At 45.5% G+C, this 24,888-nt stretch carries 23 protein-coding genes and 1 riboswitch; of the genes, 15 read left to right on the top strand and 8 right to left on the bottom strand.

The annotated features are described in order from the left end of the window. Window positions 1–146 precede the first annotated feature (146 nt). The 4 genes from B9N89_RS29850 to B9N89_RS29835 all read left to right on the top strand — a co-directional run bounded on the left by B9N89_RS29850 (window position 147) and on the right by B9N89_RS29835 (window position 2,582). Window positions 147–362 carry a hypothetical protein gene (locus B9N89_RS29850; protein ID WP_132326026.1) on the top strand — a complete coding sequence of 72 codons (216 nt, stop codon included), beginning with the start codon at window positions 147–149 and terminating at the stop codon, window positions 360–362. After that, on the top strand, window positions 326–1,045 hold the full coding sequence (locus B9N89_RS32525; RefSeq protein WP_159455738.1) for a reverse transcriptase domain-containing protein: 720 nt from the start codon (window positions 326–328) through the stop codon (window positions 1,043–1,045). Before B9N89_RS29850 ends, B9N89_RS32525 begins: the two co-directional genes overlap by 37 nt. Before the next feature lie 10 nt (window positions 1,046–1,055). Next, a complete protein-coding gene (locus tag B9N89_RS29840; protein WP_132326022.1) occupies window positions 1,056–1,259 on the top strand; it encodes a hypothetical protein in 204 nt (67 codons plus the stop codon). Window positions 1,260–1,514: 255 nt separating this feature from the next. Then, on the top strand, window positions 1,515–2,582 hold the full coding sequence (locus B9N89_RS29835; RefSeq protein ID WP_132326020.1) for a hypothetical protein: 1,068 nt from the start codon (window positions 1,515–1,517) through the stop codon (window positions 2,580–2,582). A 76-nt stretch (window positions 2,583–2,658) separates the two neighbouring features. Here the strand turns inward: B9N89_RS29835 and B9N89_RS32230 are convergent, their stop codons facing one another. Continuing rightward, entirely contained in the window at window positions 2,659–2,787 is a 129-nt protein-coding gene (locus B9N89_RS32230) for a hypothetical protein (protein WP_268808960.1), read from the bottom strand. Window positions 2,788–3,158: 371 nt separating this feature from the next. Between B9N89_RS32230 and B9N89_RS29830 the strand changes: the two genes are divergently transcribed. From B9N89_RS29830 to B9N89_RS29820, 3 genes are all read left to right on the top strand, one after another. After that, window positions 3,159–3,359: a beta/gamma crystallin family protein gene (locus tag B9N89_RS29830; protein ID WP_234996202.1), complete on the top strand. Its 201-nt coding sequence runs from the start codon at window positions 3,159–3,161 to the stop codon at window positions 3,357–3,359. Between the two features lie 310 nt (window positions 3,360–3,669). Then, complete coding sequence (locus tag B9N89_RS29825) at window positions 3,670–5,106, top strand: glycosyltransferase family 2 protein (RefSeq protein WP_132326018.1); 1,437 nt, start codon at window positions 3,670–3,672, stop codon at window positions 5,104–5,106. Next, window positions 5,106–6,299: an acyltransferase family protein gene (locus B9N89_RS29820; protein WP_132326016.1), complete on the top strand. Its 1,194-nt coding sequence runs from the start codon at window positions 5,106–5,108 to the stop codon at window positions 6,297–6,299. Before B9N89_RS29825 ends, B9N89_RS29820 begins: the two co-directional genes overlap by 1 nt. Here the strand turns inward: B9N89_RS29820 and metB are convergent. Further along, window positions 6,252–7,463: a cystathionine gamma-synthase gene (metB, locus tag B9N89_RS29815; protein WP_132326014.1), complete on the bottom strand. Its 1,212-nt coding sequence runs from the start codon at window positions 7,461–7,463 to the stop codon at window positions 6,252–6,254. The two genes, B9N89_RS29820 and metB, sit on opposite strands and share 48 nt — an antisense overlap. Window positions 7,464–7,469: 6 nt before the next feature. Further along, the gene (locus B9N89_RS29810) at window positions 7,470–8,459 is read right to left on the bottom strand and encodes an alpha/beta hydrolase family protein (protein ID WP_159455736.1); all 990 of its coding nucleotides are present in this window, start codon (window positions 8,457–8,459) and stop codon (window positions 7,470–7,472) included. Between the two features lie 59 nt (window positions 8,460–8,518). Then, window positions 8,519–8,634, bottom strand: a riboswitch (SAM riboswitch). A gap of 350 nt (window positions 8,635–8,984) precedes the next feature. On the opposite strand from B9N89_RS29810, the gene B9N89_RS29805 reads away from it, so the two are divergent. After that, a complete protein-coding gene (locus B9N89_RS29805) occupies window positions 8,985–9,425 on the top strand; it encodes a hypothetical protein (protein ID WP_132326010.1) in 441 nt (146 codons plus the stop codon). A gap of 395 nt (window positions 9,426–9,820) precedes the next feature. Here B9N89_RS29805 and B9N89_RS32225 read toward each other — a convergent pair whose 3' ends face one another. The 3 genes from B9N89_RS32225 to B9N89_RS29795 all read right to left on the bottom strand — a co-directional run bounded on the left by B9N89_RS32225 (window position 9,821) and on the right by B9N89_RS29795 (window position 13,053). Next, window positions 9,821–9,952 (bottom strand): hypothetical protein, encoded by a 132-nt coding sequence (locus B9N89_RS32225; protein ID WP_268808959.1) that lies wholly within the window; start codon window positions 9,950–9,952, stop codon window positions 9,821–9,823. A gap of 63 nt (window positions 9,953–10,015) precedes the next feature. Continuing rightward, window positions 10,016–11,836, bottom strand: coding sequence for a HEAT repeat domain-containing protein (locus tag B9N89_RS29800; RefSeq protein WP_132326008.1), 1,821 nt, complete (start codon window positions 11,834–11,836; stop codon window positions 10,016–10,018). Window positions 11,837–11,874: 38 nt separating this feature from the next. Next, window positions 11,875–13,053 carry a hypothetical protein gene (locus tag B9N89_RS29795; protein ID WP_132326006.1) on the bottom strand — a complete coding sequence of 393 codons (1,179 nt, stop codon included), beginning with the start codon at window positions 13,051–13,053 and terminating at the stop codon, window positions 11,875–11,877. A gap of 310 nt (window positions 13,054–13,363) precedes the next feature. Here B9N89_RS29795 and B9N89_RS29790 point away from each other — a divergent pair, with 310 nt between their 5' ends. Then, window positions 13,364–14,077 carry a substrate-binding periplasmic protein gene (locus B9N89_RS29790; protein WP_159455735.1) on the top strand — a complete coding sequence of 238 codons (714 nt, stop codon included), beginning with the start codon at window positions 13,364–13,366 and terminating at the stop codon, window positions 14,075–14,077. Between the two features lie 343 nt (window positions 14,078–14,420). Further along, window positions 14,421–16,421: an extracellular solute-binding protein gene (locus tag B9N89_RS29785; RefSeq protein ID WP_132326002.1), complete on the top strand. Its 2,001-nt coding sequence runs from the start codon at window positions 14,421–14,423 to the stop codon at window positions 16,419–16,421. A 20-nt stretch (window positions 16,422–16,441) separates the two neighbouring features. Here the strand turns inward: B9N89_RS29785 and B9N89_RS29780 are convergent, their stop codons facing one another. Further along, entirely contained in the window at window positions 16,442–17,158 is a 717-nt protein-coding gene (locus B9N89_RS29780; RefSeq protein ID WP_132326000.1) for a hypothetical protein, read from the bottom strand. 193 nt (window positions 17,159–17,351) lie between these two features. On the opposite strand from B9N89_RS29780, the gene B9N89_RS29775 reads away from it, so the two are divergent. The 3 genes from B9N89_RS29775 (at window position 17,352) to B9N89_RS29765 (ending at window position 20,397) form a co-directional block, all read left to right on the top strand. Beyond that, window positions 17,352–17,708 (top strand): hypothetical protein, encoded by a 357-nt coding sequence (locus tag B9N89_RS29775; RefSeq protein ID WP_132325998.1) that lies wholly within the window; start codon window positions 17,352–17,354, stop codon window positions 17,706–17,708. A 131-nt stretch (window positions 17,709–17,839) separates the two neighbouring features. Continuing rightward, the gene (locus B9N89_RS29770; RefSeq protein ID WP_159455734.1) at window positions 17,840–19,270 is read left to right on the top strand and encodes an MbnP family copper-binding protein; all 1,431 of its coding nucleotides are present in this window, start codon (window positions 17,840–17,842) and stop codon (window positions 19,268–19,270) included. Beyond that, a complete protein-coding gene (locus tag B9N89_RS29765; protein WP_132325994.1) occupies window positions 19,267–20,397 on the top strand; it encodes a cytochrome c peroxidase in 1,131 nt (376 codons plus the stop codon). The genes B9N89_RS29770 and B9N89_RS29765 overlap by 4 nt, the downstream gene beginning before the upstream one ends. 77 nt (window positions 20,398–20,474) lie before the next feature. Here B9N89_RS29765 and B9N89_RS29760 read toward each other — a convergent pair whose 3' ends face one another. Further along, window positions 20,475–22,259, bottom strand: coding sequence for a DUF885 domain-containing protein (locus B9N89_RS29760; protein ID WP_159455733.1), 1,785 nt, complete (start codon window positions 22,257–22,259; stop codon window positions 20,475–20,477). Between the two features lie 723 nt (window positions 22,260–22,982). On the opposite strand from B9N89_RS29760, the gene B9N89_RS29755 reads away from it, so the two are divergent. Next, window positions 22,983–23,771: a matrixin family metalloprotease gene (locus B9N89_RS29755; RefSeq protein ID WP_132325990.1), complete on the top strand. Its 789-nt coding sequence runs from the start codon at window positions 22,983–22,985 to the stop codon at window positions 23,769–23,771. A 383-nt stretch (window positions 23,772–24,154) separates the two neighbouring features. Continuing rightward, window positions 24,155–24,838 carry a trypsin-like serine protease gene (locus tag B9N89_RS29750; RefSeq protein ID WP_132325987.1) on the top strand — a complete coding sequence of 228 codons (684 nt, stop codon included), beginning with the start codon at window positions 24,155–24,157 and terminating at the stop codon, window positions 24,836–24,838. The last annotated feature ends 50 nt before the right edge of the window (window positions 24,839–24,888 follow it).

The raw sequence follows: 24,888 nt of genomic DNA, 5'->3' as shown, positions 1-24,888 counted from the left end.
GCTCATCCGTGAGCTCAAAACGACCAGCCAAGGTGTGTCTCCTAGAAGTTTCGAGGATCATACACCATTTTTAGGTATTCGTCAGACAGAACCTAGTATTTCATACGTCTAGCTTTAATCACTATCAGGGTGGAACATGGTATCCCTTGGTAATCGCAAAGACCGAGGTTTTTGAGCAAACGAAAGTCATCAATCAGATTGGCAATCTAACGCTAACCGGTGGTATTTTGATCATGGGTCTATTCTTTCTACCCGCAAAGCTGCTCGCAAGCATATCCGATGTAAGTGGGCTTTGCTCTATGTTGAGCGGTGGCTTAGAACTCCAATGCAAACGTCTAACGGTGCGCTTACAGACAGGGTGAAAGGGACACCTCAAGGTGGAGTTATCTCTCCAATTTTGAGTAACCTCTGCATGCATTACTGTTTTGACTATTGGATGAAGAGGAACTTTTCAACTATTGAATGGTGTCGCTATGCAGACGATGGTTTAGCTCATTGTAAGACTGAGGCTCAAGCCCTCTATCTATTGGATAAGATTCGAGAGAGATTCACTGAGTGCGGAATCGAACTTCACGAAGACAAGACTAAGATTGTCTATTGTCGAGACCAGCTTCGCACGGGTAAGGCAGAAAACTATGAGTTTGATTTCCTTGGATTCAGGTTCAGAACAAGACAGGCAAGGAATTTAAAGGATAACAGGAGATTTAATACCTTTAGTCCAGCTCCAAGTCCGATTGCACTGAAACAGATCCGACATGTAATCAAATACCGCTGGAGACTTCAATCATGGATACACTACTCCTTAGATGACATAGCAAGAGCTTTCAATCCTATGATACAAGGGTGGATAAACTATTATTCGAAGTTCAACAGATCGTATTTTGTGCCAATTATCAAATACATAAATGATCGACTCAGAATCTGGTTTCAGAAGAAGTTTCCGAAACTCAGAGGAAAGAAAGGGAGAACCATTAAACTAATTCAACGCATAATCAAAGCAAAACCTAGATTATTTGCTCATTGGAGATGGATACCGATGTACTAACAGGAGCCGTATGAGCCGAGAGGCTCACGTACGGATCTGTGAGCAGTTTGAGGGGAAGTTCCTCTTACTGACTCGACATCCTACTGGTGAAAGTGAGTTTCAAATGGTGAATACCAGAAAAAAAGAAATGTTTGATGTGGCTTCCATTCAGTATATTGCTAGAAGCAACAGCGGGCTAGGTTGGCATGCCTACGGGATTACGCATCATTTTTGAATCAACTTAGACCTAGACAGTTCGGCCTGAGCGAATAATAAACTTTACTTATGATGCTGAAATGCTTATTAACTAGCTGCCTTTTATTCACGTTGCCAGTTCGGCATCAGTTAATTCGCCATTATGACTACTTAGAAGTGCCAGAAAAGCTGCAATAATATTCGCACTTCCTGGTCCAATTAATGAATGGAAGTCTTCTTCATAATTTAAAGGTAAAAATGATTGATTAACCGATTTTCTAGACTTGTGCTTTTTATGATGGTTGTTCCACTCATCTCAGCCTGTCTAACAACAAGAGATAGTTATCCTGGAATTGATCCCATCAAAGCAAATCACTTCTCTGAGCAAAAACGAGTCTATATTGGAAACACTCCGGAACTTACATCAGAGCAAAATGAAGTATTTAAGGAATCTCTTGGTGAACACTTGCCAAGTCAATTTCAGATTGTGAATACTCCCGATAGGGCTCACATAAAATTAGATCAAATTTCGTTCCTAAGGAAGAAAGGGACATTTTCGTACCAATCGGGCTTCTGCTCGAATCGCTCTGGGAACATTGATGTCTTTTTCAAACTACTGTTCCCACTACCTATTACAAATTGTGCGAATCAACTTAGTTTAACATTGTCCACAAAAAACTCTGCGAGAAACCTCTATTCATCAGGTATTGAAAAAAAATGGGCATATCCTCCCTTTGTCGTTTTACTTCCTTTTAGCAAGGCCTATGAGTACGCTTCAAACAGCGATTCATCTTACCTTAAAATGCATGCTGAAAATATTGCAGATCAAGCAATCGATTTTATAGCTCAACAATCTCATAGAGGTTATTCTTCGGGAAAACAGTCCAGACCTTTGAAGCAATGGCAGCAATACCGAAAGAATAGAGTTTACACCCGACTGGGAGCTTCTATACAGTGTGACTCTGATCGTATGAGGTATTTGGAACTGGGGCAGCGTTGGTCTACGCTAAGTAATGATGCTCAGGTGGGAATCTCTTACTCTCGCGACTCTTCACAGAAAGAAAGAGATTATAAAGAGGAGTACTTGGCTTTTACAGCTGGCTTACAGCACAATTTGTATAGTACGGAGTTCACGCCGGTGTTTGGTGGAGATTTAAACTATGGTAGGCTGTGCCAGTTAGAGTCGGCTAAAAATGGGAATCAAAGTAAGCGTTGCCGAGGTGAATTTCGCTATGGATTTTACGCTGGATATGCGTTGTTTAGAAAGTCACCGGTGACATTGGATCTGGGAGCAAAGTTGCGCTTTGGTTCAGATGGTTCTAACTATGGGCCGGTCTCTATTTTGATTGGGGTTGGAATTTAGTGTATTCGGATTTGCGTCTGCATGCCTGGGTAGTGAGACTCGAAAGAATGAGGCTCAATAAGAGCCTAACAAACAACTAGTATTTGCTATTCTGAGCAATCCATTCCTTAAGATCATCAAAAGCCTTAACCTTCTCAGGTTCATTGTAGATTTCATGACTCAACTCAGGATACTCAATAACCTGGTTCCGTCGCATCGTTTTCATGAGGCTGAGTTCAGCCCTTTAGCGGGCACAGCTATACTGCGAGCGCTGCAAAGCGCTCTGCAGCTGTACTACCTGGGCTTCCAACTTGATCACGATAAATCATATCGACAATCTCAATCCCTGCTATTGTTTTCGACGCTGACCAGAAATTACCAAAACCCTTTACCCGCCTGGGACACAGTGGTATCAAGGTGACTTGTGACACCTACGGACAGCTTGAGGCTAGTCAGGTGGAGGCTGGGAGTGCTTTTCTCAGCACTAAAACGGTGCCTCATGGGTGCCAGTAGCGTCGTAATACCAAATCCAACTTAACTCACTTGCAAGATTGCTCGCTAGTTCGCAGAGAGGTCTGCCATAGCCCTCCATTCACAGTGGCTGAGATCACAACTGACTCGCCGCTATATATGAATATGACTTCCTTCTCGATTCAGGGAAGCTATGAGGTGAGGCTCTTCGACGAGATTAACTTTAGCGGCACTGATCGCGACTACCGGGAGGATGTCCGATCCCTGTTCGATCTAGGCTTCGACGATCGAGCGATGTCCTATACGATCGAAGAGATTGCTCCTTAAGCCGACTTATTCCCGTCTAAGCTGACACTAGACCAGGCGGCACAGCCCTTGGTCTGTCTCTAATTGGTGACAGACAAGAACTGTATTTTCATCAACTTAGAGCGATTCCAATCAAATTCTGTCTCTATTTAGGCAAAAAATCGAAAGATCCAAAAAACTCTCATGAATGCTGATGACAAGCCATCTCACTTTTGGATATAGCTGGTAGCGATGGCGCGCTTTAGAAGCCTTCGTAGCTTCTAAAAACTTAAACTTGTCTATTTGGACGATTGATTTGATAGTCCATAGACGTTTTTGAAGAGAGCAGATCATGAGCAGCAATAACCCACTTTTTTCCGAGCCTTGGTTTTGGCTGGCGACGGTTCTTGTAATACCATATATAATCAATGAACTTATCGCATTCGCATTCGTGCTATCGCGATCCCTCCAAATCTGGGTTAGCAAGTTTAGAACAACAAGTGAGTCTAGTACTTGTTCCTCGATTCCCTCGAATCTATCAATATCCGTCGTGGTACCTGCTCATAACGAAGCCCTCGTAATTGCGCCAGCCATCACCTCTATCCTTGATTCACACTATAAAAATTTCGAAGTTATAGTGGTCAACGATGGCTCCCAGGACCAAACCCTTCAGGTTTTGAAAGACGCCTTTTCCTTGGAAGAGCACCCGATTCCTATTTACAATAAACTTAGTGAAACTCCCGTGCGAGCTACCTTTCAATCCCGAACTCACGACAATTTAAAAGTTCTACATAAGAAAAACTTGGGTAAGGGCAAAGCCGATGCTCTCAATTGTGGAATAGGCTACGCTCGATATGAGCATATTTGTGTTGTAGATGCCGATTCGACTTTAGAGTCGAATTCCCTAGAGCTGCTGTCACGGCCATTTATCGAGCGCCCCGAAACCATTGCCGTTGGTGGATCAATTCGATCGCGAGCCATTCAAAAATCAGATAGCTCGAAACAGGCTAGCTTTAACCCATTGGAGTGGGCACAACGGGTTGAATATGCAAGGATCTTTTATTTAGATCGCGTGGCACTAAGTTCCTTGAATCTCAACTATATCATTTCTGGTGCGTTCGGCCTCTTTCGTCGTGATGCTCTACTAGCCGTGGGGGCCTACGAGTCGACCTCCCTCGCAGAGGATATGGATCTTACCTTAAAACTTCATCGCTACTACCGTGAGCAGGGACTCCCTTATCATATTGGCCACGTTCCAGAAGCCAACTGCTGGACCCAAGTACCCTTCGATCTCGCCAACTTTCAGCGACAGCGCGCCCGCTGGCAAGCTGGGTTTATCAAATCCTTTTTCAACAACAAGGATATTGTTTTCTCTAAGAATCTAGGCCCCTTAGGCCTTGCTATTCTACCCTACTGCATGATTAGTTTATTCGAACCAGCTTTTGCACTTTTGAGCCTTGGGCTAACGGTTGCTGGGGCCGTTTATGGCAACATGGGCGCGACTCTTTTAGCGAGCTTTCTCATCTGCCATGCCTTATTTTCTAGCACCTACCTGTGGTCCATTTACTTGGAGCAAAGACACAGACCAAAGGATATGAAAGGCTCGACCTTAAAAAATTATCTAGCGTGGTTAGTCTGCGGGAAAGTCTACGACATGGTCGCCTTCAGCTTTCGTGTCACAGGTTACATCAAGTTTTTCCGCAAGGAGCACAGCTGGGGCAAGATGGAGCGTCTGCGCTGTGCGAGCGCCTACTGCGGCCAACCGCTTCTTGAGCGAGCTGAAGCCTGATGAAACGAAACGCCTTAGAGGCTATCAACGGCCTGCGTTTTTTTGCAATTATCCACCTTATTACATTCCACTTTCTAGCTCATCACAGAGCGGTGTTCAAGAACGAGGGCTATTGGGCCGAGCTGCCATCGTTTCTCTTACAAGTCATAACTTCTGGAGCTACAGCTACTGGCCTTTTCTTTATCCTATCCGGTTTTATTCTAACTTATGTATATGCCTCGCCCGATCTCAAGCAGATCAAGGGCTCCAAAAGTGAATTTTTTAGAAATCGAATCGCTCGTATCTGGCCACTTCATATCACAATCATGACTGGTCTGCTCATTTTCCAAGGCCCCAATGCAGTTGCCGGCATGAAGCAATGGCTAATCAATGCCACCCTCCTACAAACCTTCATTCCCACCAGCGTTGATAGTTGGAATACTCCGGCCTGGGCTGCTTCTGCTATGATGTTATTCTACGTCCTATTCCCAATCTTGCTTCGTTTTTTCGCCAAGAGATCCCAGCGTTCTCTGGTGCTGGTGAGCCTTTCTTTAATTGCCTGCAACTGGCTTTTGTGTACTGGATTTTATCATACATTCGAAGGCCTCTCAGCTGACAATCGTCGGCTATTTATTGCTTCGTTCTATTACTCACCAGTTATCTGGCTGACTTACTTCTCCCTAGGTATCATCACGGGACTCCGGCTATTAAGATCTAAGCAGGAAGAAAAGATCACAAGGTGGTCTGGGCTAAGGGCAGATCTTATGCTGCTTGCAATGCTGACCTCTTTTCTTTTCATCGGTGCCGTACCTCATGTATATATGCGCCACGCCCTATTCATGGCCTTTCAGGTGGTTCTGATCGGTGCCTTAGCTCATGAAAAGGGAGCCCTAGCGTGGCTCTGCCGAAGATCGTGGGTTCAAAAGCTAGCTCATGCCAGCTTTACCATGTATCTACTTCACGCACCACTTTTTACCCTTTGGACCAAGGCTCTGCGCCCCGAGGGACACATGCCCCTATGGGGAATCATTGGCTACTACGGAGTCCTATTCACCATTGCACCCTGGCTAGAAAATCATTTTGTGCCACGAGGCCGGCGCCTTATTAATCAGCTCCTGACGCCGAGAAAGCCTCAAATCTCTCCGCTCACTGGGGAAGAAACTGTCTCACAAGCAAGCTTCCCGAGCGACACGAGTCTTAAGTCGGGGGCGTGACTCTATAGCTGTTAATCCAGCCCTAAGATCAGAAATCAAGTCCCCTGCGTCTTCAATTCCAATAGACAAGCGCAGTAGGGTATCGCCTATACCTGCCCTAAGACGCGCATCTGGGTCCATGGCTGCATGAGTCATGGATGCTGGGTGGGCGATCAAACTTTCGACTCCGCCCAGGGATTCTGCCAGTGAGAAAAGCTTGAGTTGGGATAGAAAAATGGGGATATCTTCTGCATCAGCTGCTAGACTAAAACTAATCATCGCTCCGAAGCCATCCTGCTGCTTTTTAGCCACACTGTGGCCTTCATGAGATGGGAGACCCGGATAATACACTTTCTTCACAGCGCTGTGGTCAGCCAGAAAACTTGCTACCTCCTGTGCATTCTTTTGGTGTTGAGCAAAACGGATCGGTAAGGTTCTGAGACCCCTGAGGGTGAGATAGCTGTCAAAGGGCGCACCCGTTAAACCAAAACAATTGGCCAACCAAGCTAGGCGCTCCGCTAGTTCAGGGGTCTTCGCGACAACCGCACCGCCAACCACATCGCTATGGCCATTGATGTACTTAGTTGTTGAATGAACCACGATATCAGCCCCTAAGGCAAAGGCCTGCTGCCCTACTGGCGTTAAGAAGGTATTATCCACCACGAGTAGCGCTTTGTCAGGGAGGTGATCCGCTACGCGACGAACGTCTGTAATGCGAAGCAGAGGGTTGCTCGGTGTTTCTAGCCAGCAAAGCTGAACGTTTTGGTTTTTAAGGTCTCCAAGGGCGCCGGGACGGTTAAAATCAACAAAGTCAACGTGAATGGAACCTCGCTTTCGCAGGTGGTCTAAGAGCCGGTAGGTGCCGCCGTAGCAGTCATGACTGGCGATCACCCTATCTCCGGGAGAAAGGTGCTGTAAAACAAGATTAATCGCTGACATGCCGGTGTTTGTGATGACCGCACCAGCCCCCCCTTCCAAATCATTGATCGCTTCTGCAAGAAGGTCCCGGGTCGGATTTCCGGATCGAGTGTAATCGTAACGCCTCTTGCTTTGATATCCTTCGAAGCTAAACGTTGAACTTAGGTGAATCGGAGGAATCACCGCACCATGGTGGGAATCGTCTTCAACTCCTTGACGAACAACACGGGTCACAGGATGAAATGAATTTGAACGGTTATGACTCATAAAACTCTACCTCCCTAAAAACCGGGGAATCAGCTCCCACAGCAAGTCTATTTCTTTGAGAAACCCATCGTGCCCATAAAGGGAGTGATGGAGATGAAGAGAGCCTTCTGTCAAAGCAGAAAGCTCTTTGAGAATCGATGGTGGAACGAGCCGATCCTCCCAAAACCCAAGGATATGGCATGGAGGCCCTTCCAAAGATGGGTAGGGGCAAGGATGATCGATAGATGCGGAGAGCGTCTGGTAGCAGGCGGGGTTCACCGCCTCACTGTAGCGTTTGCCTTGAGCCTCGATGTAGGCAACCACTGTATCCCCTTGAAACCGTTCCTCAAACTCTTCAGTGGAACGATAGGTGGTCATCGCCAAGGCTCTCGCCAAGGCAACCCCACGCTTCTGAGTCGAAGTATCGCCTTCCGAACTTAGACTCATGATTTCTCTTTGGATATGCCGCCAGGCACTTGCCATAGGATGTGGTCGATGGGCGGCGCTAATCACAATCAAGCGCTCAAGGCAATCAGCAAACAATGAACGAAAACTCAGTCCAATCTGCCCACCGTAGGAAGCGCCTACAAAGGCTTTCAACTGAGGAATCCGATGATGGACCATGACTTGCTGGATCGCTCGGGCCTGAACCTCTGGACTGACCTGCGTTGCAGAGGGCCAACTGTCGTCTTTGGGTCCTGAGCTTCCATCCCCTCCACCAATAAAATCAATGGATAGCACCGCCACTTGCTGGGTGTTGATAGCCTTGTGAGGACCAACCACGTCCCGCCACCAGGGCTGCCGTCCGGCAATCGCAAGCCCAGCGCCACGATGGGCAGAGATCCCACCCTGAACAGCTACCCAGGGCTGGCTTGGATTCCCTTGCAGATGATAGGCAACGTTAACCTTTGGAATTTCCGCTAGGCCCAAGACATCTCCAGCAATGGCTAAGGTCGCCACATGACTGGCCTCACTAACTTGGGAAATCTCTTGATGGTCTTTGTGTGTATCTAGCACGGCGTCTCCTGCAATCGATATGCGGAGACAGTCGGGAGAGTGACAATTAGCCTAAGCTAGGTTCATCTCTCGGAGACATAATCCCCGCAGGAGTTGGCACCTTTCCTTGGTAACGAATACCTAAGTGGTTGCCCCGACGTCACTGGGCCTGTCCCTCAGTCGGTCTGGATGAATACCTTTATGAAAAATCAAATGAGACGAATTGTCAACGAGTTGAGAAAACTTTTTACAGTGGAGGGCTTCCAAATGGAAAGGTTCACGGCTAGGACCTGCTTGGCAACAAGTCCATTTCCATCTTCAGTAAAGGCCCTAACGCGAGATTTCTATATCTAAGATTTTTTTATTTTGGAGGATCCATTTCTTCTTTTAAAGTTAGCTTGATTTTCCTAAACTCTTTTTTTCTTTGCTGAAATTCTTGTTAATTTGCTAGGGAGGTTAAGCCGCCAAATTCAGAATTAACCATAGATGAAGTTTGCTTAGCTTTTATTTCTTCCATATTTCATTTCATCAAGTCACGAGGTCAACATGAAATTTTTTGATCTAGTTACAGCCATTTTCGCTTTTTTCATAGCTTCATCGAGCTTTGCAGAAATCTCAGTCGATATTCGCAATTGCTCAGGTAAGAGTATATCGATAAAAAGCTACAACGCCAAAGACGGCTCAATGTCCAGCTCATACGATTACAAAACGGCAAAAGCTGGCCAAAAGAAGACTTTGAAATGCAAAGGCCAAGGAAAAGGATTCTGTAAAATCCGTATCTGGGGACCAACCTGCGGTAATGGATCCTTAAAGTGGACCAAACTTTATCGACTTGACAAGAACAAAGTACATGTCGTGGAATATTCTGGGAGATGGAAAAAAGAGGAACTCGAAGGTGAAAAAGGTAATTACCCCGTTCTAGACTTAGAAAAAGATGCAAACGACCCAAGTAGTTCTTGTGCTGGTTACACTCAGGTAAGCTGTTAGTGAAATTTTAATTATTCTTAGATTCTGTGTATTCTTTGATCGATAGATCAAAGGATTCAGGAGGATCTAGATGCATTTATGAGGCTCTAGGACTAATCAAGGGAAATACTGTAAAGGAAGAGCTCCAGGCCAGACTTTTACTGGCGGTCTGGAGCTATATCGTCAATATGTTCACGAAGGAGTTGCATCGCCCAAGTTTTTGAATCAGAAATGACATGCCAGAGGAGCAAAAACTGTCAACGTACATACTGTTCAGAGCACTCTCCAGTCAACTCATCTCCTATCGACAATTTGCTGGAAAATCGAGACTTGTACGTCAACCATGGTTCTTGGAAGGTTGAAAACGCTACTTCTCGTAATAACAAGATAGTTGCAAGATAGTTGAGCCCTGACGATCAATGAGTAAACTTCTTGATGAAGTCCTTGTAGCCCTGATTATCGAGGGAGAATACAAATAGCGATGCTAATCCACCAATCGCAAGAATGATGACGAGCGCGGCTGCCAGAATAGAAAAAAGGGTACTCATAGTGCTTCATCTCCGAGAACAATAGTAGAAAGTATCCTATGGTAGCATGAGCCTAAGCCCCCTTCAACTGGGAGTGCTACTAAGCAAAATGTCCCCGGCATAGCTTCTTATCCGTTGAAGGTAGCTATGACTGCCCTTGATTGTTTCCAAGTAGCCTCTTACTTCAGGCTTGTAAGGGATCATGCCCGCAACCACGTTCAGGGCTTCAACCTTAACCTGCGCCCCGTAGTCACCGTCAACTATCATTCGTACCAAATCATAGGTTCTAGGATCATGCACATGAGCCCCCAGCGCCTGTAATGCTTGCAACAATACAGCTTCACGGGACTCAGTTCTCAAGGTCTTGGCCAGCAAGGGTAACGCATCCTTGCTGGCCACATGCTTCAACCCATAGACCGCTTGGGCTGCTAGGACCTCATCAGATGAATCGAAGTATCTCGAAAGGGTGGATAGATTTTCTTGGCTATGGCTATTATTAATCGCTGCTAGGAATATCAGCTTGTCATCATCGTTAGCGTCTCTAAGCTGCGCTCTGAGGTGACTCAAGACCAGATCATTATGTTCTTTATGGCGAGCGAGCGCCCCAAGGCTTAGTATCCCCATCGTACGTATCTCGCTGTCATTGGACTGGCTAAGATCCATCAGATGATTTCGAACTGCAACACTCGGCTTTTTGAGATCCGACAATGCAAAGGCGGTCTGTTGCACCACATCCGGCGCATGACGATTGCTTTCGCTATAGAAAATCAGTTCATCTTCAATATCAACAGCATCCATGCTAGCAAAGGCCCCCATTATCAAACTCAATTGCCAGTCATACTCGGTAGTGCTCTGAGCGAGCTGCAATTGATCCCAAAGTACATTTTTAAACTGAGGATTGAGGTGTAACATAGCCTCCAACTGGATGAGCACAACACCAATATTTTGATCATCAAAACCTTGAAGTGAAACTATCTTTTCGAGTAGTTGCTCCTGAGTCAGACCTGAAAGCGCCTGCTTCATCCGTACTGTAGTCATCTCTTTGTTTGCTTCTAGCGGCTCATCGGCGGCTACCGCATTCATCTTGCTTAGCCGGTTTGCTAGCGGATTGAATAAATCGAGACCGCGACGACGCTGTTGAAACGTTAGCTGGATTTGCTGTGCCCCCAAGACACTAGAACCTTCGTCATACTTTCGAATTGCTAATTGATGATCTAAGCCTATTAAGAAACCGTCCCTATGGTAGCTAAACAAGCCTTGAGAATCTTTCTGGACAACCAGGCTGGGATCTCCAGCTACGTGTAGATATGACTTAACCAGTGAGAGTCGGTCATTGTTCACGGTGCTGCTCATTCTAAGGGCAATAGGACCGTTGGGGCTAGGTTCGGACCCTGACCAAGTAGCCCCAACGGTGAGTTGCGACTCCTGTGGCAAGCTCACCTGCACGGCAGCCGCAGCGCCACGCAGGAGGGAGCTTAGCCATGGAGCCATATCTTTAGAAACATAAAACTCTTCGATACCACCAACCTGATCGAAGTATAGAATCTCAAGGTTTTCAAGATTGGTGTCTAGTGCCATGGCCTTCGGGGCTTGAATCTCCATGTTTTTCAGGCGCATACCTGCCAGCATGCCTCGGGAATCTTGCTGATAATAACGAATCACAAGATCTGCTTCTAACTTTAGTGCTTCGAGGGCCTCAAGCTTAACAGAGCCAATGCTAACTGTGGTTTCAAAACGAGCGTGGTATTGAAGCTCATCCCCTGGAGAGGTCGTGATGCGAAAGACCTGTGAGCTAGTCGTTAAATCAGCTTCGGGACTCTGAACCTCAGGCCTCTCTTTAAGCGAACTTAGGAACCCGAGGGTCAATACTAGGACAGCAAGAAGACCAAGCACTTTCTTAAGCATAACGAATCTCTCCAAAGGGTTAAGCAATAGTCTAAGGATTAGAGGCGCTCTTCCAAACGTTCGTCGATCAGAGTCGTGTTGTTTTGGATACCGCCAAAGGTAAATAGTGTCTTGCGGAAGGTTTTGGACCCACGGAAGAGACGCTTGATCCGAGCAAAGATGGATACCCGACCCTTCAGGAGAGTCTGATTGTTTTGAACCTTCAAGGCTGCTGTAAGAGTTCGGCCCCGAAGTGCTGCATCTAGCTCGGCACTGACGCGATTATTAATAAACGTCAGGGAGCCCTCTACCCCAGCTTTGACCAACAATAGATTTAATCCTGCATCAGCACTACCACTGACGTTCACAAACGGCTCTACTGAACCATTGAACGCAAGGCCATCGGCCTTGTAATCAAAGTTTGCACCCATGGTACCTGCAATTGTCCCACCTACAGATATGGGCAACCCGACAAAGAAGGTTTTACTCTTGCGTATGCTTCGGGTAAATTGCTTGTTACCACGTACCGTTCCATCACGACTTACGAAAACGCTTTTATCCAAAACTTTTACATCGGTCACAGTAGTTTTAGATCTTGAATCTGAACGAGTCGATTGGTTGACGAGTGAAATACGTTTTCCAAAAACAAAGCCACCAGCAGAAAAGTTTTGGTCGACCTTTACTTTAGTGTTATCCCCTTCAGATGTGAACTTGCCGTTGCGAAATACTCCAAAAGTGCTGTTATTACCAGCTGTTTGATTGATCGCGGTGCTCAGCCTTTGGGGCTGGATCACGCGCAAAGGCTGCTCACGACGCGCTTTATCAGCTTGTTCATTGAGCTTCCACTTCTGATCTTGGTCTTGTGGTACAAGTATGGTCTCAACGTTTTCACCAAGCTCTGAATCCCATTTCGTCTGGCTTCGAACCTGCTCGTCACCCCAGCGACGGTACTTCCTCTTGGTATTCTCAGTCCAGTCATTGATTTCATCCCATGCGTCTTCAGCGGTGATCTGGCGATCCCGTTGCCAATTGCCCTCGCTGTCATAAACGGGAAGTGTAAACCTTGTATCCGGCCCGATCTCTGCTGCCTTTAAAACAGGTGTTGGGATCGAGCCTCCACCCACAAGAACTGGGGCTGTGATGTCCGAAATAGGCTGAAGGTCAAAAAATCCACTTTGCCCTTGACTGAGGCTTGGCATGAGTAGCCCAAACACTACTGAAAGCCTTGTTAAATTCATGAGATTCTCCATGTCCGTGGTTTAAGGGATGGGGTTTGCCCCGTTCGTTGTGACTATTAATAGCCAATGCTGGACCCGCACGGAACTCGAAGAGATTAGCTTTATGTGAGGTGAATTGATGCGAACTTAAATGTCATATTTACGCATCTAGATCCCGAAGATATCCAGTAAAACAACAGTGACCCAGGCGCTGTCATGCAGGCACTTGATGAATCACTGGAGCTAAATAAAATCTGTTTAAAGCAATTGAGACCTAGTGACTTTTACGCGTTCAAGTGTCATGATAGAGGCCAGTTCCAGCGAAAACCGAATGAATAACAAGAGGATATTGTCAGTGAGAGGCCTTACACTACTACTTGTCTGCTTATGCTTAGCCTCATGCTCCCACGCCAAGGCCGATAAGCCCCTCAATGTCCTAGTTCCCGAGGTGGTGATCACCGAATTCTATACGACCATTTTAAAAAAAGCCCTCCCCGAAGCCAAGATGATCTTCGCTCCTGTGCCACGAGCGGGCGCAGAGTTTAGACGAGAACGGGCACCTTGTTTTCTAGGAACTGACGCACCCACGGCAAAAAAATACTTCCAGGTTGATACTATCTCAAGCGATCCATTTTTAGCATGGGGTGTTGGCATCTATACTCCCCGAGACAAGCCAAAGATCAGTAACCTTGAACAGCTGAAGGGCAAGGTCGCTGTGGTCGTTAGAGGCAACAACTTTGTTAGCAGCGCCCAAAAAAAATTCGGTTTAGCAAAACTTTATGTCCTTTCAGAAGATAAAAAATTATTTATATTTCTTGATCAGGGTCGCGCCGATGTCGCCTTCTACTGGTATCCTTTGCTCCGCAGCAACAGAGCCAAAATCCACCGCGACGAAAAACTGTCGATTCACCAAGCGACTTCTGCGTTGCTTTGTTTAAATAAGCCAGAGAATCAGGTGTATATCGATCGTTTTAATGCAACCTTACTGAACCTACGAAAAAGCGGCTGGCTCAGGCAACAGACTGATTTGTTACTTCAGCACTAGCCATGAGAGCCTAACGGTAACACAAACTGCGAACGTGACATGAAACTCATATCTTACAGACCTAAAGAAATTCCGATACCCAATTATGTGAGCCTTAGGTTATCCTTAACAGAACATTTATGCCCTGAGTCAGTGACTTAGTTTCATAGGGACTGTTGACGTTTCGAAGTTACGTAGCTGGTCTGACTAAAAGAAGACAAGCCAAGGAGCGGAGAAGAGGCATATCGGCAATGTGGTGACGACAAGCAACAACGGATTGTATTTATCAAGGCATACCGGATGCTTGTCTTCGAGACGTCAACAGTCCCAGTCTTCCTGAGACGATCAATTGCGGAGATAAAGAGTGCACCTTGTTATTGGCATCTTGATTTTCGGTATCACAAACTTCTTAACCGCAGAACCTCAAGAAACCTTGAAACTAGTGTCCAGTGAGAATGCTCCATATGTGAGTTCTTCAGAGGAAAAGGGGGTGCTGCTAGAAATTACCGAAGCTGCTCTTAAAAAAGCCGGCTACCAGATAAAAGTCGACTTTTTCCCTTGGATAAGGGCTAAGGTATATGCCAACCCCAAGGGTTATCACGGGATCCTGCCACTGTTTGGGCAAGACCATTTTGAAGATGGATTTGTCACATCAGATCCAATATTAAAAAATGATCTCGGGATCCTAAGCAAGCAAAGTTTAGATGCCAAAGATGGAACCGATCTTTATCGCTATCTTGCTCAAAACCCATCCCTTCAGTACAGTGCACTCCGGGGTGATAGTATCAAATTCCCTTTTCTTAGATCAGGCAACCTAACTCTCTGTTCTAGCAATCAACAACAAATCGAACTGCTAGGTTTGAACCGAATTGATGCTGCGATCATTGATAAGCATATTGCATCTGATATTATCGTCAACAGCCTCCCCCACCTGATCAACAAACTAAAATTCACCAATCTCGACCTCAAAGACCCTTACTACTACCTTGGATTTTCCAAAACGATCCCAGATCACTTAGAGCTACGGGATCGTTTTAACAAGGCTCTAAAGGAAATACGATCTAGCGGTGAGTACCATCAAATCGTTTCCAAATATGGCTTTCATCGACATGAAAACTACATTGGTAAGAAAAATATTGTTATTGGAGCTGTAAAAACTCCAGAGACATTAGCCATGAAAGAGCTTAGTCAACACTATCAAAATAAGTATCCGAATATTGAAATCATCTGGGAAATTCTGGATGAAACCCAGCTTAGAAACAAGCTCTGGGGTGGCATCAGACTAGACTATGTTCCCTATGATGTTATTACTATAGGTTCATTTGAAAGTAGGGTTTGGCCCCGAAAAAAGTGGATCGCACCAATCAACACCGCTGCCTACGACCTAAATGATTTTATAAAACCTGTCATCGACTCCATGAAGTATGAAGATGAAGTCTATGGAATTCCGTTCTACTCTGAAAGCGTGATGACTTACTATAGAAAGGACGTTTTCGAAAAAGCAGGCATTGCAATGCCTGCCCAACCCACATATCAGCAGATCTTAAAGTATGCGAAAAAAATTCATGATCCTAAGAACAATTTCTATGGTATTGGCATAAGAGGTAAGCCTGGCTGGGGCCAAAGTATTGCTTTTATCAGTCTCCTTGTCAATACATTTGGCGGCCGTTGGTTCGATCGCCAGTGGAATCCTGAGATTGACTCTACTGAATGGCGTGATGCCCTGAAATTTTACAAGAAATTATTAGAATTTGCTCCCCCACAGCCTTGGGAACTTGGTTGGCAAGAAAACCAGAACCTATTTAGCAAAGGAAAGATAGGAATACTTGTAGACGCCACCTCCCTTGCCGGACGACTTTATGATTCAAAGAAGTCAGAAGTCCATGACAAGATCGCCCAAACCAAAGCCCCTAGGTCGAAGTATTTAGGAGGGGAAAAGTGGTTATGGTCGTGGGCCTTTGCCATCCCTGCAAACACCTCTAGTAAGGCAGAAGCAAACTCCTTTATTCGCTGGGCAACCTCTAAGGAATACGTTCGTCTTGCTGCAAGAACCAACGGTTGGGTCAGTGTTCCTTTGGGAGCTCGGTACTCGACATTCAACAAGCAGTATAAAAAAGTAGCGCCATTTGCAGACTTTGTCTTACAGGAAATCATAACGTCAAAGTCGACGAATTTTACTGCAAAGCCGATACCCTACAGCGGGCCCCAGTTTGTTTCGATACAAGGCTTTCCTGCCATTGGTAAAAATGTAGCGAGGAATATTTCCCTCTATGTCCAGGACAAGCTTAGTTTAGCAGAAGCACTTGCCGATTCTCAAGCCTTTGCTAAACACCATTTCAGGCTAAACAATAGACTAGAGAATTAGAGGGTAGACATCATTGATTCTCAATGCTTCTTCACCTTTATCTTCCGCAATCGATAGCTGGTATAGTAGATACCATAGCCCGAAAACACAATGAACAGCGACCCAAGAGATACTAACTTTAGAAGCGGGTTATTAAAGTCCTCTCGGTCTTCAAAATCTAAGATATGCAACATCCAGAAAAAATCAAATAGACGCCAGAAGTGATTTCTTCTGGCCTTGATCTCTCCAGTACTCCCATCGAGATATAGGCGAGTCCCCCTTAAATCATCAAAATCCACGACAAACACCGGCAGGGGACCTTTGTATTCTTGAGGAGGATCAGCATCTAGAAAATACACCTCTGAGATACCAGCTGAGCCTTTGTAGTCTGCCTGGGCAGACCGCCTGATTGCTTCTTCTGACATCCGTTTCACTTGTTTTCCGGAAACCGCATCGTATACAAGCCAGCCAATCTCTGTTTCGACTTTATACACTGGGTCGTTGCCTGCACTATGTACTAGTTTAAGCTGTTTGATAACCTTATCACTAAGATCCGGTAACGACGTCAATGGGACTACAGAGTCAAGGTCTATCTCGGTTGCGCTCTGCCTAGCCAAATCTCGTCCCTTAACCTTGTCGAAGGGAACCCAAGCAAAGTAGATACCACTGATGATCCAAAACAGGAGCTGAACTCCTAGAACTAGACCAACATACTGATGGAATTTTCGTAACTTCACCCGCGCTTTCTTAGAGATCATAGTTTACCCTTCCTAAAATGAATGAAGAGTGCTTTTATCAAAAATCGACCTTAAGTCAACTAGAGTAAGTCACGAAAATACCTACATGCTGTATTTTTCTCTGATTTACGAAAGTCTTTGACATTATATCTTGCTAAACCATTTCAATTCTTCTAACACTATGTTGGTAGTGTAATCTTCACGGGATGGCTCATTGCGACCATTAATTGCAACCATCATAGCAATCGTAACCTTGCTTTCTCAGATCGGGGCAGCGAAGGCACTAGTGCAGTCATGTCGATGTGCCGAAGCGTTAGAGTCAGGAAGAACCCTATCTTGCCACCATATTGCTGACCAGGACCGTGAGAGTGACGAGATTGTAGAGGGAGCACGCTGGTATCAATGCACCTGTTTTAAAGCTAGTGCACTCTCGACTCTGTCCAGCTACCTTGCTCCAGATTCCATAATTCTGGACGAATACTTAACGTTTTCATCCTTTAGCAACTGGCCGGCACTGTTAGCCCCCCACAATATTTATAAGCTGCTTGAGTTACCACCTCCTCGCCTGTAGGCCTTAGACGCGGTTCGCCAAGGCTTTAAGCCTAAGCTTTCTGCTATTTCAGTTCTCAGAAAATATCATCATTCGGGATGCAAAGCCTAAACTTTTGTATCCGGGAACTACTATTACCTAAAGGACAAATAATGAAGAAGACTATCGGGCTGGTAGCAGCCTTTGCCCTTACAGCATGCAATTTCGATTCTAACGAGGAAGCTGCTCCTCAACAAAGCAATGAAGTCATGATACCTTTTTCCATGACGGTCAACGATCGTCCTGCCTCTTGCGGAGAAAGCTACTCCGGGTTATCTCTTTCATCCGCCACCCTTGAGCTACGGGATTTGAGGTTCTTCGTCCATGACGTAAGGCTTGTTCAAGACGACGGCTTAGAAGTTAAGGTCAATCTGGAGGCGGACTATCGCTGGCAAACAGATCGGCTAGCCCTTCTCGATTTTACGAGTGATGATTCCAACGCCTGTGCTGATCGAGGGACATCCGGCACAAGGGCTTTTCTCAAAGGTCAGGCTGATATTAGCAAGCCAACGGAAAAGCTACGCTTCAAAGTGGGAGTTCCCCCTGAGCTAAACCACCTAAACGCTCCATCCTTGGAAGCCCCACTCAACGAGCCTGGAATGTGGTGGTCCTGGGCAGGTGGATTTCGGTTTTTCAAAGCTGACTTTATCAGCCAAACCCGTGAAACTAATGTGGAGCGATACTCACTTCATACAGGGGCCGTAGGCTGCACAGCTGAGAGCATCGAAGGCCCCTACAAATGTGCCAACGATATGATCGCTGAGGTAGAAATTGATTTCAATCTAAATGAAGATCAAGTCAATATTGATCTTGGACGCATCCTTAGTTCTTTCGACCTCAATACAGGCAGAGGCTGCATGGGGGCTAGCAACCTGGGCCTTGGCCCAGATAGCACTGGCTTCAAACCCTGTGATGCAGTCTACGAGGCCTTTGGCATTACACTCAACCCTAATTTAAGTGCACCAGAGCAAGTAGCATTTCGAAGCCAGACCTATGCTGGATCTTTAGATTTAAGTATTGAAACCGCTGACTTAAGTGACACACGAAATCCTAGCCACTGGCCGCACCCGGACTACCAACGCCCCCCAAGCCTCGATATCACACTGAGTTCACAATCGACCTCAAAGCGAAGCCATGCTTTGGGAGATCCGCGCTTTGGTGAAAATTGTCTACGTTGTCATCAGATACAAGGCCCTGGCCCCGGACGATTTGTAGTTGGCGGTACACTAATTTGGGATGACGGTTCAGAATATGATGCCGGTGGTTTCGTAGAAATTGGCTCTGGAGACGGAGCTTGGGGAGAGTTGGATCCAGAGAAAAAATTGCAGAACTTCGCAGTCGCTTTGCGCCTACCCATAGACGGCAATGGCAATTTTTATGCAACTGAAAACGAAGGCGTTGATTACCAATCTCAGTCCTATCAAGCAAGAGTCGTCGACAACAACGGCCGTGTTCTATTAGCCATGGCGCCAAAAAAAGTAGGGGCCTGCAACTCTTGCCACAACGGTTCATTTTCTATCACTGTGCCCAAGAGCTTATTTTGAAAGTCACAAGATCATTGCTAGGAGGCCTTGGCCTCCTTCTTATCGAAGGCTGTAGTTCGGAAAACCATCAAGAAAACTTACATGAGTGGGATCTGCCTCATTATGTGGAGCAAACAGATGTTATGTCTCGCGTAACAGACGAGAGCATTGCCTTAGGCAAGGCTCTGTTCTTTAGTTCAAAGCTTTCCCTCAATGGTAGGCTTTCCTGCGCGAGCTGCCACGACCCCAAGCTAGCCTTTACCAAAAACGAGCCTTTGCACAATGGGGTTTCAGAGGAGGCAGGGATACGGAATGCGCCATCTCTAGCCAACCTCGCTTTTGCTCAGTTTCTAACTTGGTCAAATCTGAAACTACGTAGTCTTCAACATCAAGCCATGGTCCCACTTTTTGGTGATAATCCCATCGAAATGGGGGCATATAGCAACATGGAAGGCATCATCTCTGACTTGGCCAACGATGACGAACTGGGTGAGCTCTATCATGCCGCTTACGGCATACAAGCTGGCTGGAACTGGGATAATATTCTGGATTCATTGCAAGCCTTTCAACTCACGCTAGTATCACTCGACAGTTCCTATGACCGCTATCTTTCCGGGGACATGTCTGCGCTCACTGACTTAGAGAAACAGGGATGGGCTCTTTTTAGATCACCTAGGCTTGCTTGTTCTCAATGCCATGGAGGCCCACTTCTATCAAATAATTGGCTTGGTGGTAGTGAAGAACCAGAAAGCATTTTCTTCAATAATGGCTTATATGGGGTTCCCAATCAAAGCATGAACTACATGGACGGTGGTGAAGCACATTACCCAGCGGGGCATAGTGGATTAGGGGAGTTTACATTGCAATCAGCAGACGATGGCAAGTTTCGTGTTCCCAGTCTAAGAAACGTCGCTGTCACAGCACCCTATATGCATGATGGTAGCATAGGCACCTTAGAGGATGTCATCTCCATGTATGAGCGAGGAGGACGGCAGCTTACGAATGGTCATTGGCAGGGAGATGGTCGGCTGAACCCCAATAAGGACTCCGCTGTGAAAGGTTTTACGCTTACCCAACAGGAGCGCGAAGCGTTGCTAGCTTTTCTCAACGCTCAAACAGATGAGGCCTTTCTAGAATTCCAAGAGTAATGCTGCGCGTAATTAGTCAAGCCCTGTATATAGCAACCGAATGTGCTATATACTAAGGCTGTCTGAAAAGAACGATATCATCGCCCTTTCATCTCAATCCATGACATAACTTGACTCTCAACGATGGTCAAAGGAAGTGGACCTTGACCAAGTAAGAAGTCATGAAATTCAGCAAGTACAAATTTCTTTCCAAGTTTCTCTTCGGCTAGTTGCCTCAACTCCTGAATCTTGATCATCCCTATTTTATAAGCCGTTGCCTGCCCTGGAATGACTAGGTACCGGTCGATCTGATTAACGACGTCGCTCATAGGAAAGGATGAGTTATTTTTAAAGTAGTCAATCGCCTTTTGACGGCTCCAGCCTTGGTCATGAAGTCCCGTATCAACGACCAGCCGCAAAGCCCTTCGCAATTCCCAATTCAGTCTTCCGAAGTCTGAGTATGGATCTTTGAAGCCACCCAACTCTTTGGCTAGAGCCTCCGCATATAAAGCCCAGCCCTCTGTATAAGCCGTGTTTTTAAAATACCTTTGAAATTGAGGCACACCCTGTCGCTCAATAGAAATAGATCTCTCAAAGTGGTGCCCTGGAACGGCTTCGTGATAAAAGAGAGACTCAGCTAAATAGGTGGGCATGCCATTCATATCAGCTAGGTTAGCATAATAAACTCCAGGCTTCGAACCATCGGGAACTCCGGACTGGTAAAATGCGGCGCTGCTATTTTTTTCTCGATACGGCTCAACTCTCTTGATTTCTAGTTTTGCAATTGGCATCCGACTGAACGCAAGATGAATGTTATCTTTCATAAGCTGCTTATACTGCTCCAAAGAATCAATATAGAGTTTCCTGCCTTCATCGGTATTGGGCAAAATAAACTTTTTATTGCTTCTCATATGGGTGAAAAACTCTTGAAGAGTACCCTTATATCCTACTTTGTCTTTGATAAGCTTCATCTCACCATGAATGCGCGATACTTCCCTAAGTCCTAGTTGATGAACCTCAGACGCTCGCATTTGTGTGCTGGTAAAGTAGTTGAGTCTGTTTTGATAGTACTCTTTGCCTTTGGGATTTCGCCACAGCCCATCATCCGAGCGATTCGCAGCCTGGATCTTCTTTACCTTAGTCAGGAATTTTTGCAGTGCGGGGTGAACCCTTTTATTCAAAGTGTGTTTAGCTTGCTTTAAAAGTGCCTGCTTGTCTTTGTCTGATATTTTTAAGGTTTCTACCTTATTCCTAAAATCTGAAAAGAAAAGTTGCTCGGAGCTGTTATCAGCTATCGGCAGAGATTTTAAAATTTTCTGAAGAGCATCTTGTATTCGGGTATAGGTTTGATGAGACCCGTAGATCTTGTTTTTAACCGCTCGATCCAATCTCGTGGAAACTCCTTGCAAAGCGCTTGGAATGCCACCCAACCGTTTTAAGTAGGCTTGAGCGTCTGATAGGCTATCGACAGTGTGATAGTTAGTCAAAAGCGATACAAACTCCTTGTGTACACCCCGCATGTGGTTGATTGGCGAATGATGAACGCGCCACTGATAGGCTTCTAGCTCTTGTTCGTATTGAAACTTAATCAAGTCGTAAACCAACTGATTTTTTTGGTTTAGCTTCTCTCTAGAAAGTTCTGTTTTGAGCCGCTTAAGATGCTCCTTGGCCTGTTCGAAAACTTTGCTCTCCCCTTGAATCGAGTAGTCGCGCCATCGATCGAAGCCTATCTTCTTGCCTTGTCGCGTTGCCACTTCGGGTCGTAGTTCCAAGTATTCAGCGTATAGATTCTCGAATAAAGCCTTAGCTTTCTCATCTTCTGCGACAGCAAACCCTTTGGTGCATATAAAAGCAGCGAGTCCAATGGTAAGTAAGTATTGCACGTTCTCTCCTCGATTCGTACGTGGGTAACATCTGGCAGTCGACCTTAGCAGAAATAGAATAAAAAGACGATCGTTAACATGTCATCTGTGCTGCAAATGGGACATGCTTGGCGACTAGAAGGTTTTGAGGCTTGCATTGAGAAGGGATAGTGGGCTTAGTGACGCTACATAGGAGAGTAAGCGAGCGCCAGTTCAATCTTTATGCTTGATGACCTTGCTCCTTAGATCTACTGACAGCGCCATAGGGACTATGGGAAAAATCTCTATCGCAGTATCGATCCCTTGAGCAATCTCGCACCTTAACTTTTGCGAAGGGCCCCTTAAGTAGAAACCGGTAACAAGTCAATAAGCTCTTTAGAGCACTAATCGTTAGGAAATAAACCTTTTCACGTATAGCCTCTAGAGTTAGTTTAACTAGCTATAACGTCTTAAGATTCATAAGACTCAGAATTTTTTCTGTCGATATTGAGTAAAAATTTCGTCAGCTATTCGGTAAGCAACTAATAATCCAACCTTCTATTTGAATAGGCAAGCGCTAGCGAACTAAGCACCAATAGCTTCAATGAACTTGATAATGCCCATCATTCCAGCTTCTTACTCCAATTCCCAGTAGAATCCCGCAGCTTGGAACAAAAATCGTATAGGAAGTTCATGTACCAAGATCAGTGAATCCAGAAATATGTTTGCTGTTTGTGGTGAGTTTGAAGATTATGGAGGAGCATCATGAGAACTCTAATTACAGTTATGCCATTCATACTTCTTGCCTGTGGTCGCCCCCCCACTCGCATTGAGTTGAACGAAGGAGCTCAAAGGCTGCCCGTAGATTCATCTGTAGATGAGGAAGCTACCGTGCAAGAAGAAGAAGATGAGCTAGTACCAGAAGACCTATTGGTAGAAAACGAAGAAGAGAAAGCTGAGCCGGAAGAAGCACAGTTTGCGGAAGATCCTGAGCGTCTGAGTCTCAACGTGGTTTTTCATCTCGGTGATTCCCAGCTATGGAAGGATGAAGCATCACTTAAGCCAGTGATTGTTGAAACTCAAAGGATTTTGTCGCTAGCTAAAATCGAAATTATTCCTCAGTACACTACAGATGATGCTCCAACTGAGATGATGGATATCTACTTTGCACCGGAAGTACCTGGCCGTCCCAATATTAATGGTGTGAGCTTTGGAATGGCGGACCGAGAGATCTACGTCATTGACAACGTGGGTCTTCAAAAAGTTGACGATAAACGCCCTCCACAGTCTGATATTCCAAGGTATATACCAGGGGCCAAACCAATGATGAAGTTGGCAATCACCCAGGATCAAGCAGAGCAGGCTAGAACGACTGCTCATGAAATAGGTCACCAGCTAGGCTTACCCCATAGGCAAGATACGACCAATTTAATGGCCAGTGGTACAAGCGGCTGGACACTCAACGAGAATGAGATCCAAACCATGAGGACGACAGCTGTTCAGCAGTTTGGAGCTAAGAACATAACCAATGCGATGCTTCTCCAGGAAGATTAAGTAATGGCTGCAAGAGCCCATAAGGTTATCTGCCAATAGCAATGGCTTTTTTGAACCACTGTTTGCAACAATGGGCGATTTCGCCCAATCTCTTCCAAGTAGTGATCACATAACAAGATCACTATGATCAACTCAAAAAGTTGACCTTCTAGCAGAATGAATTTGCTATCTATTCTTGCAATAAAAGAAGTGACGTGGTCAATAGAGTGCCGAGCCCAGTGAATCAAGCTATACGAGGAAAAGAATGATCGAAAAACTGATTAATCGTTTTAGGTCGTAAGGCTTCTTGCGGTGACCCAACAATATTAACAAGATTTTTTACCAGTAATTGCATGAATAAACCAATCTTCTGGGTTTGAATTATCAATCAGAAGGAAATACTAATGATGAAATCTAAGACAATCATAAAAGGAATGACGTTCATAAATCTTCTATGTTTACCTGCCTGCGAAACTCACTCTTCCCAGGAAGATGGGCATAGGATCACAGAAGACGACACACCAGAAGAATCGAATCTTCCGGAAAACAGTACTGATGACGGTACAGTAACAATGGATAATATGCCGAAGGATGATTCTACTACACCTTGCCCAAAGGCGAGTCCTGTTGCACTTGAAATTTTTGGTGGTGTCTCTATAGGTATAGAAGATGAAGTGGCGAAGTCAACTGTCAAGATCTCTGGAGCATCAGCAGTATGTACTGGAACTATCATTGGTAACAAACACGTGTTAACGGCAGCGCACTGTCTACCGCTCAGTGAAAGTGATTATATTGGGTTTGGTAAAAATGGAGAAGATGATCGAATCAACATTGCAGGTTCAGTAGCGCATCCGGAGTACCCAAACTTTGAATATGGTGCCGGCAGCGATATTGCCATAATTTTACTCCAGAATGAGATTCCTTCCTACGCAAAACCAGTAGAGCTTGATAGCCCTCAACCTTGTCAAAGTATTATTCAAGCAGGCTATGGTCTAACTAGGGAGGAAGAATTGGGAGTTCTTCATAAAGTTGAGGTCTTAGTTCGCTATGTGCCAGGGGAGTGTGAGACAAATCTGCCGATAGATTAGTATAATGTTTGCGCGGTAGTGAAAGGTCTCAAAATGACAAAGAATCAAGA

It is taken from the genome of Pseudobacteriovorax antillogorgiicola, assembly GCF_900177345.1.
Classification (GTDB): domain Bacteria; phylum Bdellovibrionota_B; class Oligoflexia; order Oligoflexales; family Oligoflexaceae; genus Pseudobacteriovorax; species Pseudobacteriovorax antillogorgiicola.
This window is presented reverse-complemented; position numbering and strand designations above follow the sequence as displayed.

What these genes read in the sequence shown, in the direction of transcription:
- B9N89_RS32525 (WP_159455738.1), top strand. Translation starts at nt 326, where the DNA reads ATGCAAACGTCTAACGGTGCGCTTACAGACAGGGTGAAAGGGACACCT.
- B9N89_RS29840 (WP_132326022.1), top strand. Translation starts at nt 1,056, where the DNA reads ATGAGCCGAGAGGCTCACGTACGGATCTGTGAGCAGTTTGAGGGGAAG.
- B9N89_RS29835 (WP_132326020.1), top strand. Translation starts at nt 1,515, where the DNA reads ATGATGGTTGTTCCACTCATCTCAGCCTGTCTAACAACAAGAGATAGT.
- B9N89_RS32230 (WP_268808960.1), bottom strand. Translation starts at nt 2,787, where the DNA reads ATGAAAACGATGCGACGGAACCAGGTTATTGAGTATCCTGAGTTGAGT.
- B9N89_RS29825 (WP_132326018.1), top strand. Translation starts at nt 3,670, where the DNA reads ATGAGCAGCAATAACCCACTTTTTTCCGAGCCTTGGTTTTGGCTGGCG.
- B9N89_RS29820 (WP_132326016.1), top strand. Translation starts at nt 5,106, where the DNA reads ATGAAACGAAACGCCTTAGAGGCTATCAACGGCCTGCGTTTTTTTGCA.
- metB (WP_132326014.1), bottom strand. Translation starts at nt 7,463, where the DNA reads ATGAGTCATAACCGTTCAAATTCATTTCATCCTGTGACCCGTGTTGTT.
- B9N89_RS29805 (WP_132326010.1), top strand. Translation starts at nt 8,985, where the DNA reads ATGAAATTTTTTGATCTAGTTACAGCCATTTTCGCTTTTTTCATAGCT.
- B9N89_RS32225 (WP_268808959.1), bottom strand. Translation starts at nt 9,952, where the DNA reads ATGAGTACCCTTTTTTCTATTCTGGCAGCCGCGCTCGTCATCATTCTT.
- B9N89_RS29800 (WP_132326008.1), bottom strand. Translation starts at nt 11,836, where the DNA reads ATGCTTAAGAAAGTGCTTGGTCTTCTTGCTGTCCTAGTATTGACCCTC.
- B9N89_RS29795 (WP_132326006.1), bottom strand. Translation starts at nt 13,053, where the DNA reads ATGAATTTAACAAGGCTTTCAGTAGTGTTTGGGCTACTCATGCCAAGC.
- B9N89_RS29790 (WP_159455735.1), top strand. Translation starts at nt 13,364, where the DNA reads ATGAATAACAAGAGGATATTGTCAGTGAGAGGCCTTACACTACTACTT.
- B9N89_RS29780 (WP_132326000.1), bottom strand. Translation starts at nt 17,158, where the DNA reads ATGATCTCTAAGAAAGCGCGGGTGAAGTTACGAAAATTCCATCAGTAT.
- B9N89_RS29770 (WP_159455734.1), top strand. Translation starts at nt 17,840, where the DNA reads ATGAAGAAGACTATCGGGCTGGTAGCAGCCTTTGCCCTTACAGCATGC.
- B9N89_RS29755 (WP_132325990.1), top strand. Translation starts at nt 22,983, where the DNA reads ATGAGAACTCTAATTACAGTTATGCCATTCATACTTCTTGCCTGTGGT.
- B9N89_RS29750 (WP_132325987.1), top strand. Translation starts at nt 24,155, where the DNA reads ATGATGAAATCTAAGACAATCATAAAAGGAATGACGTTCATAAATCTT.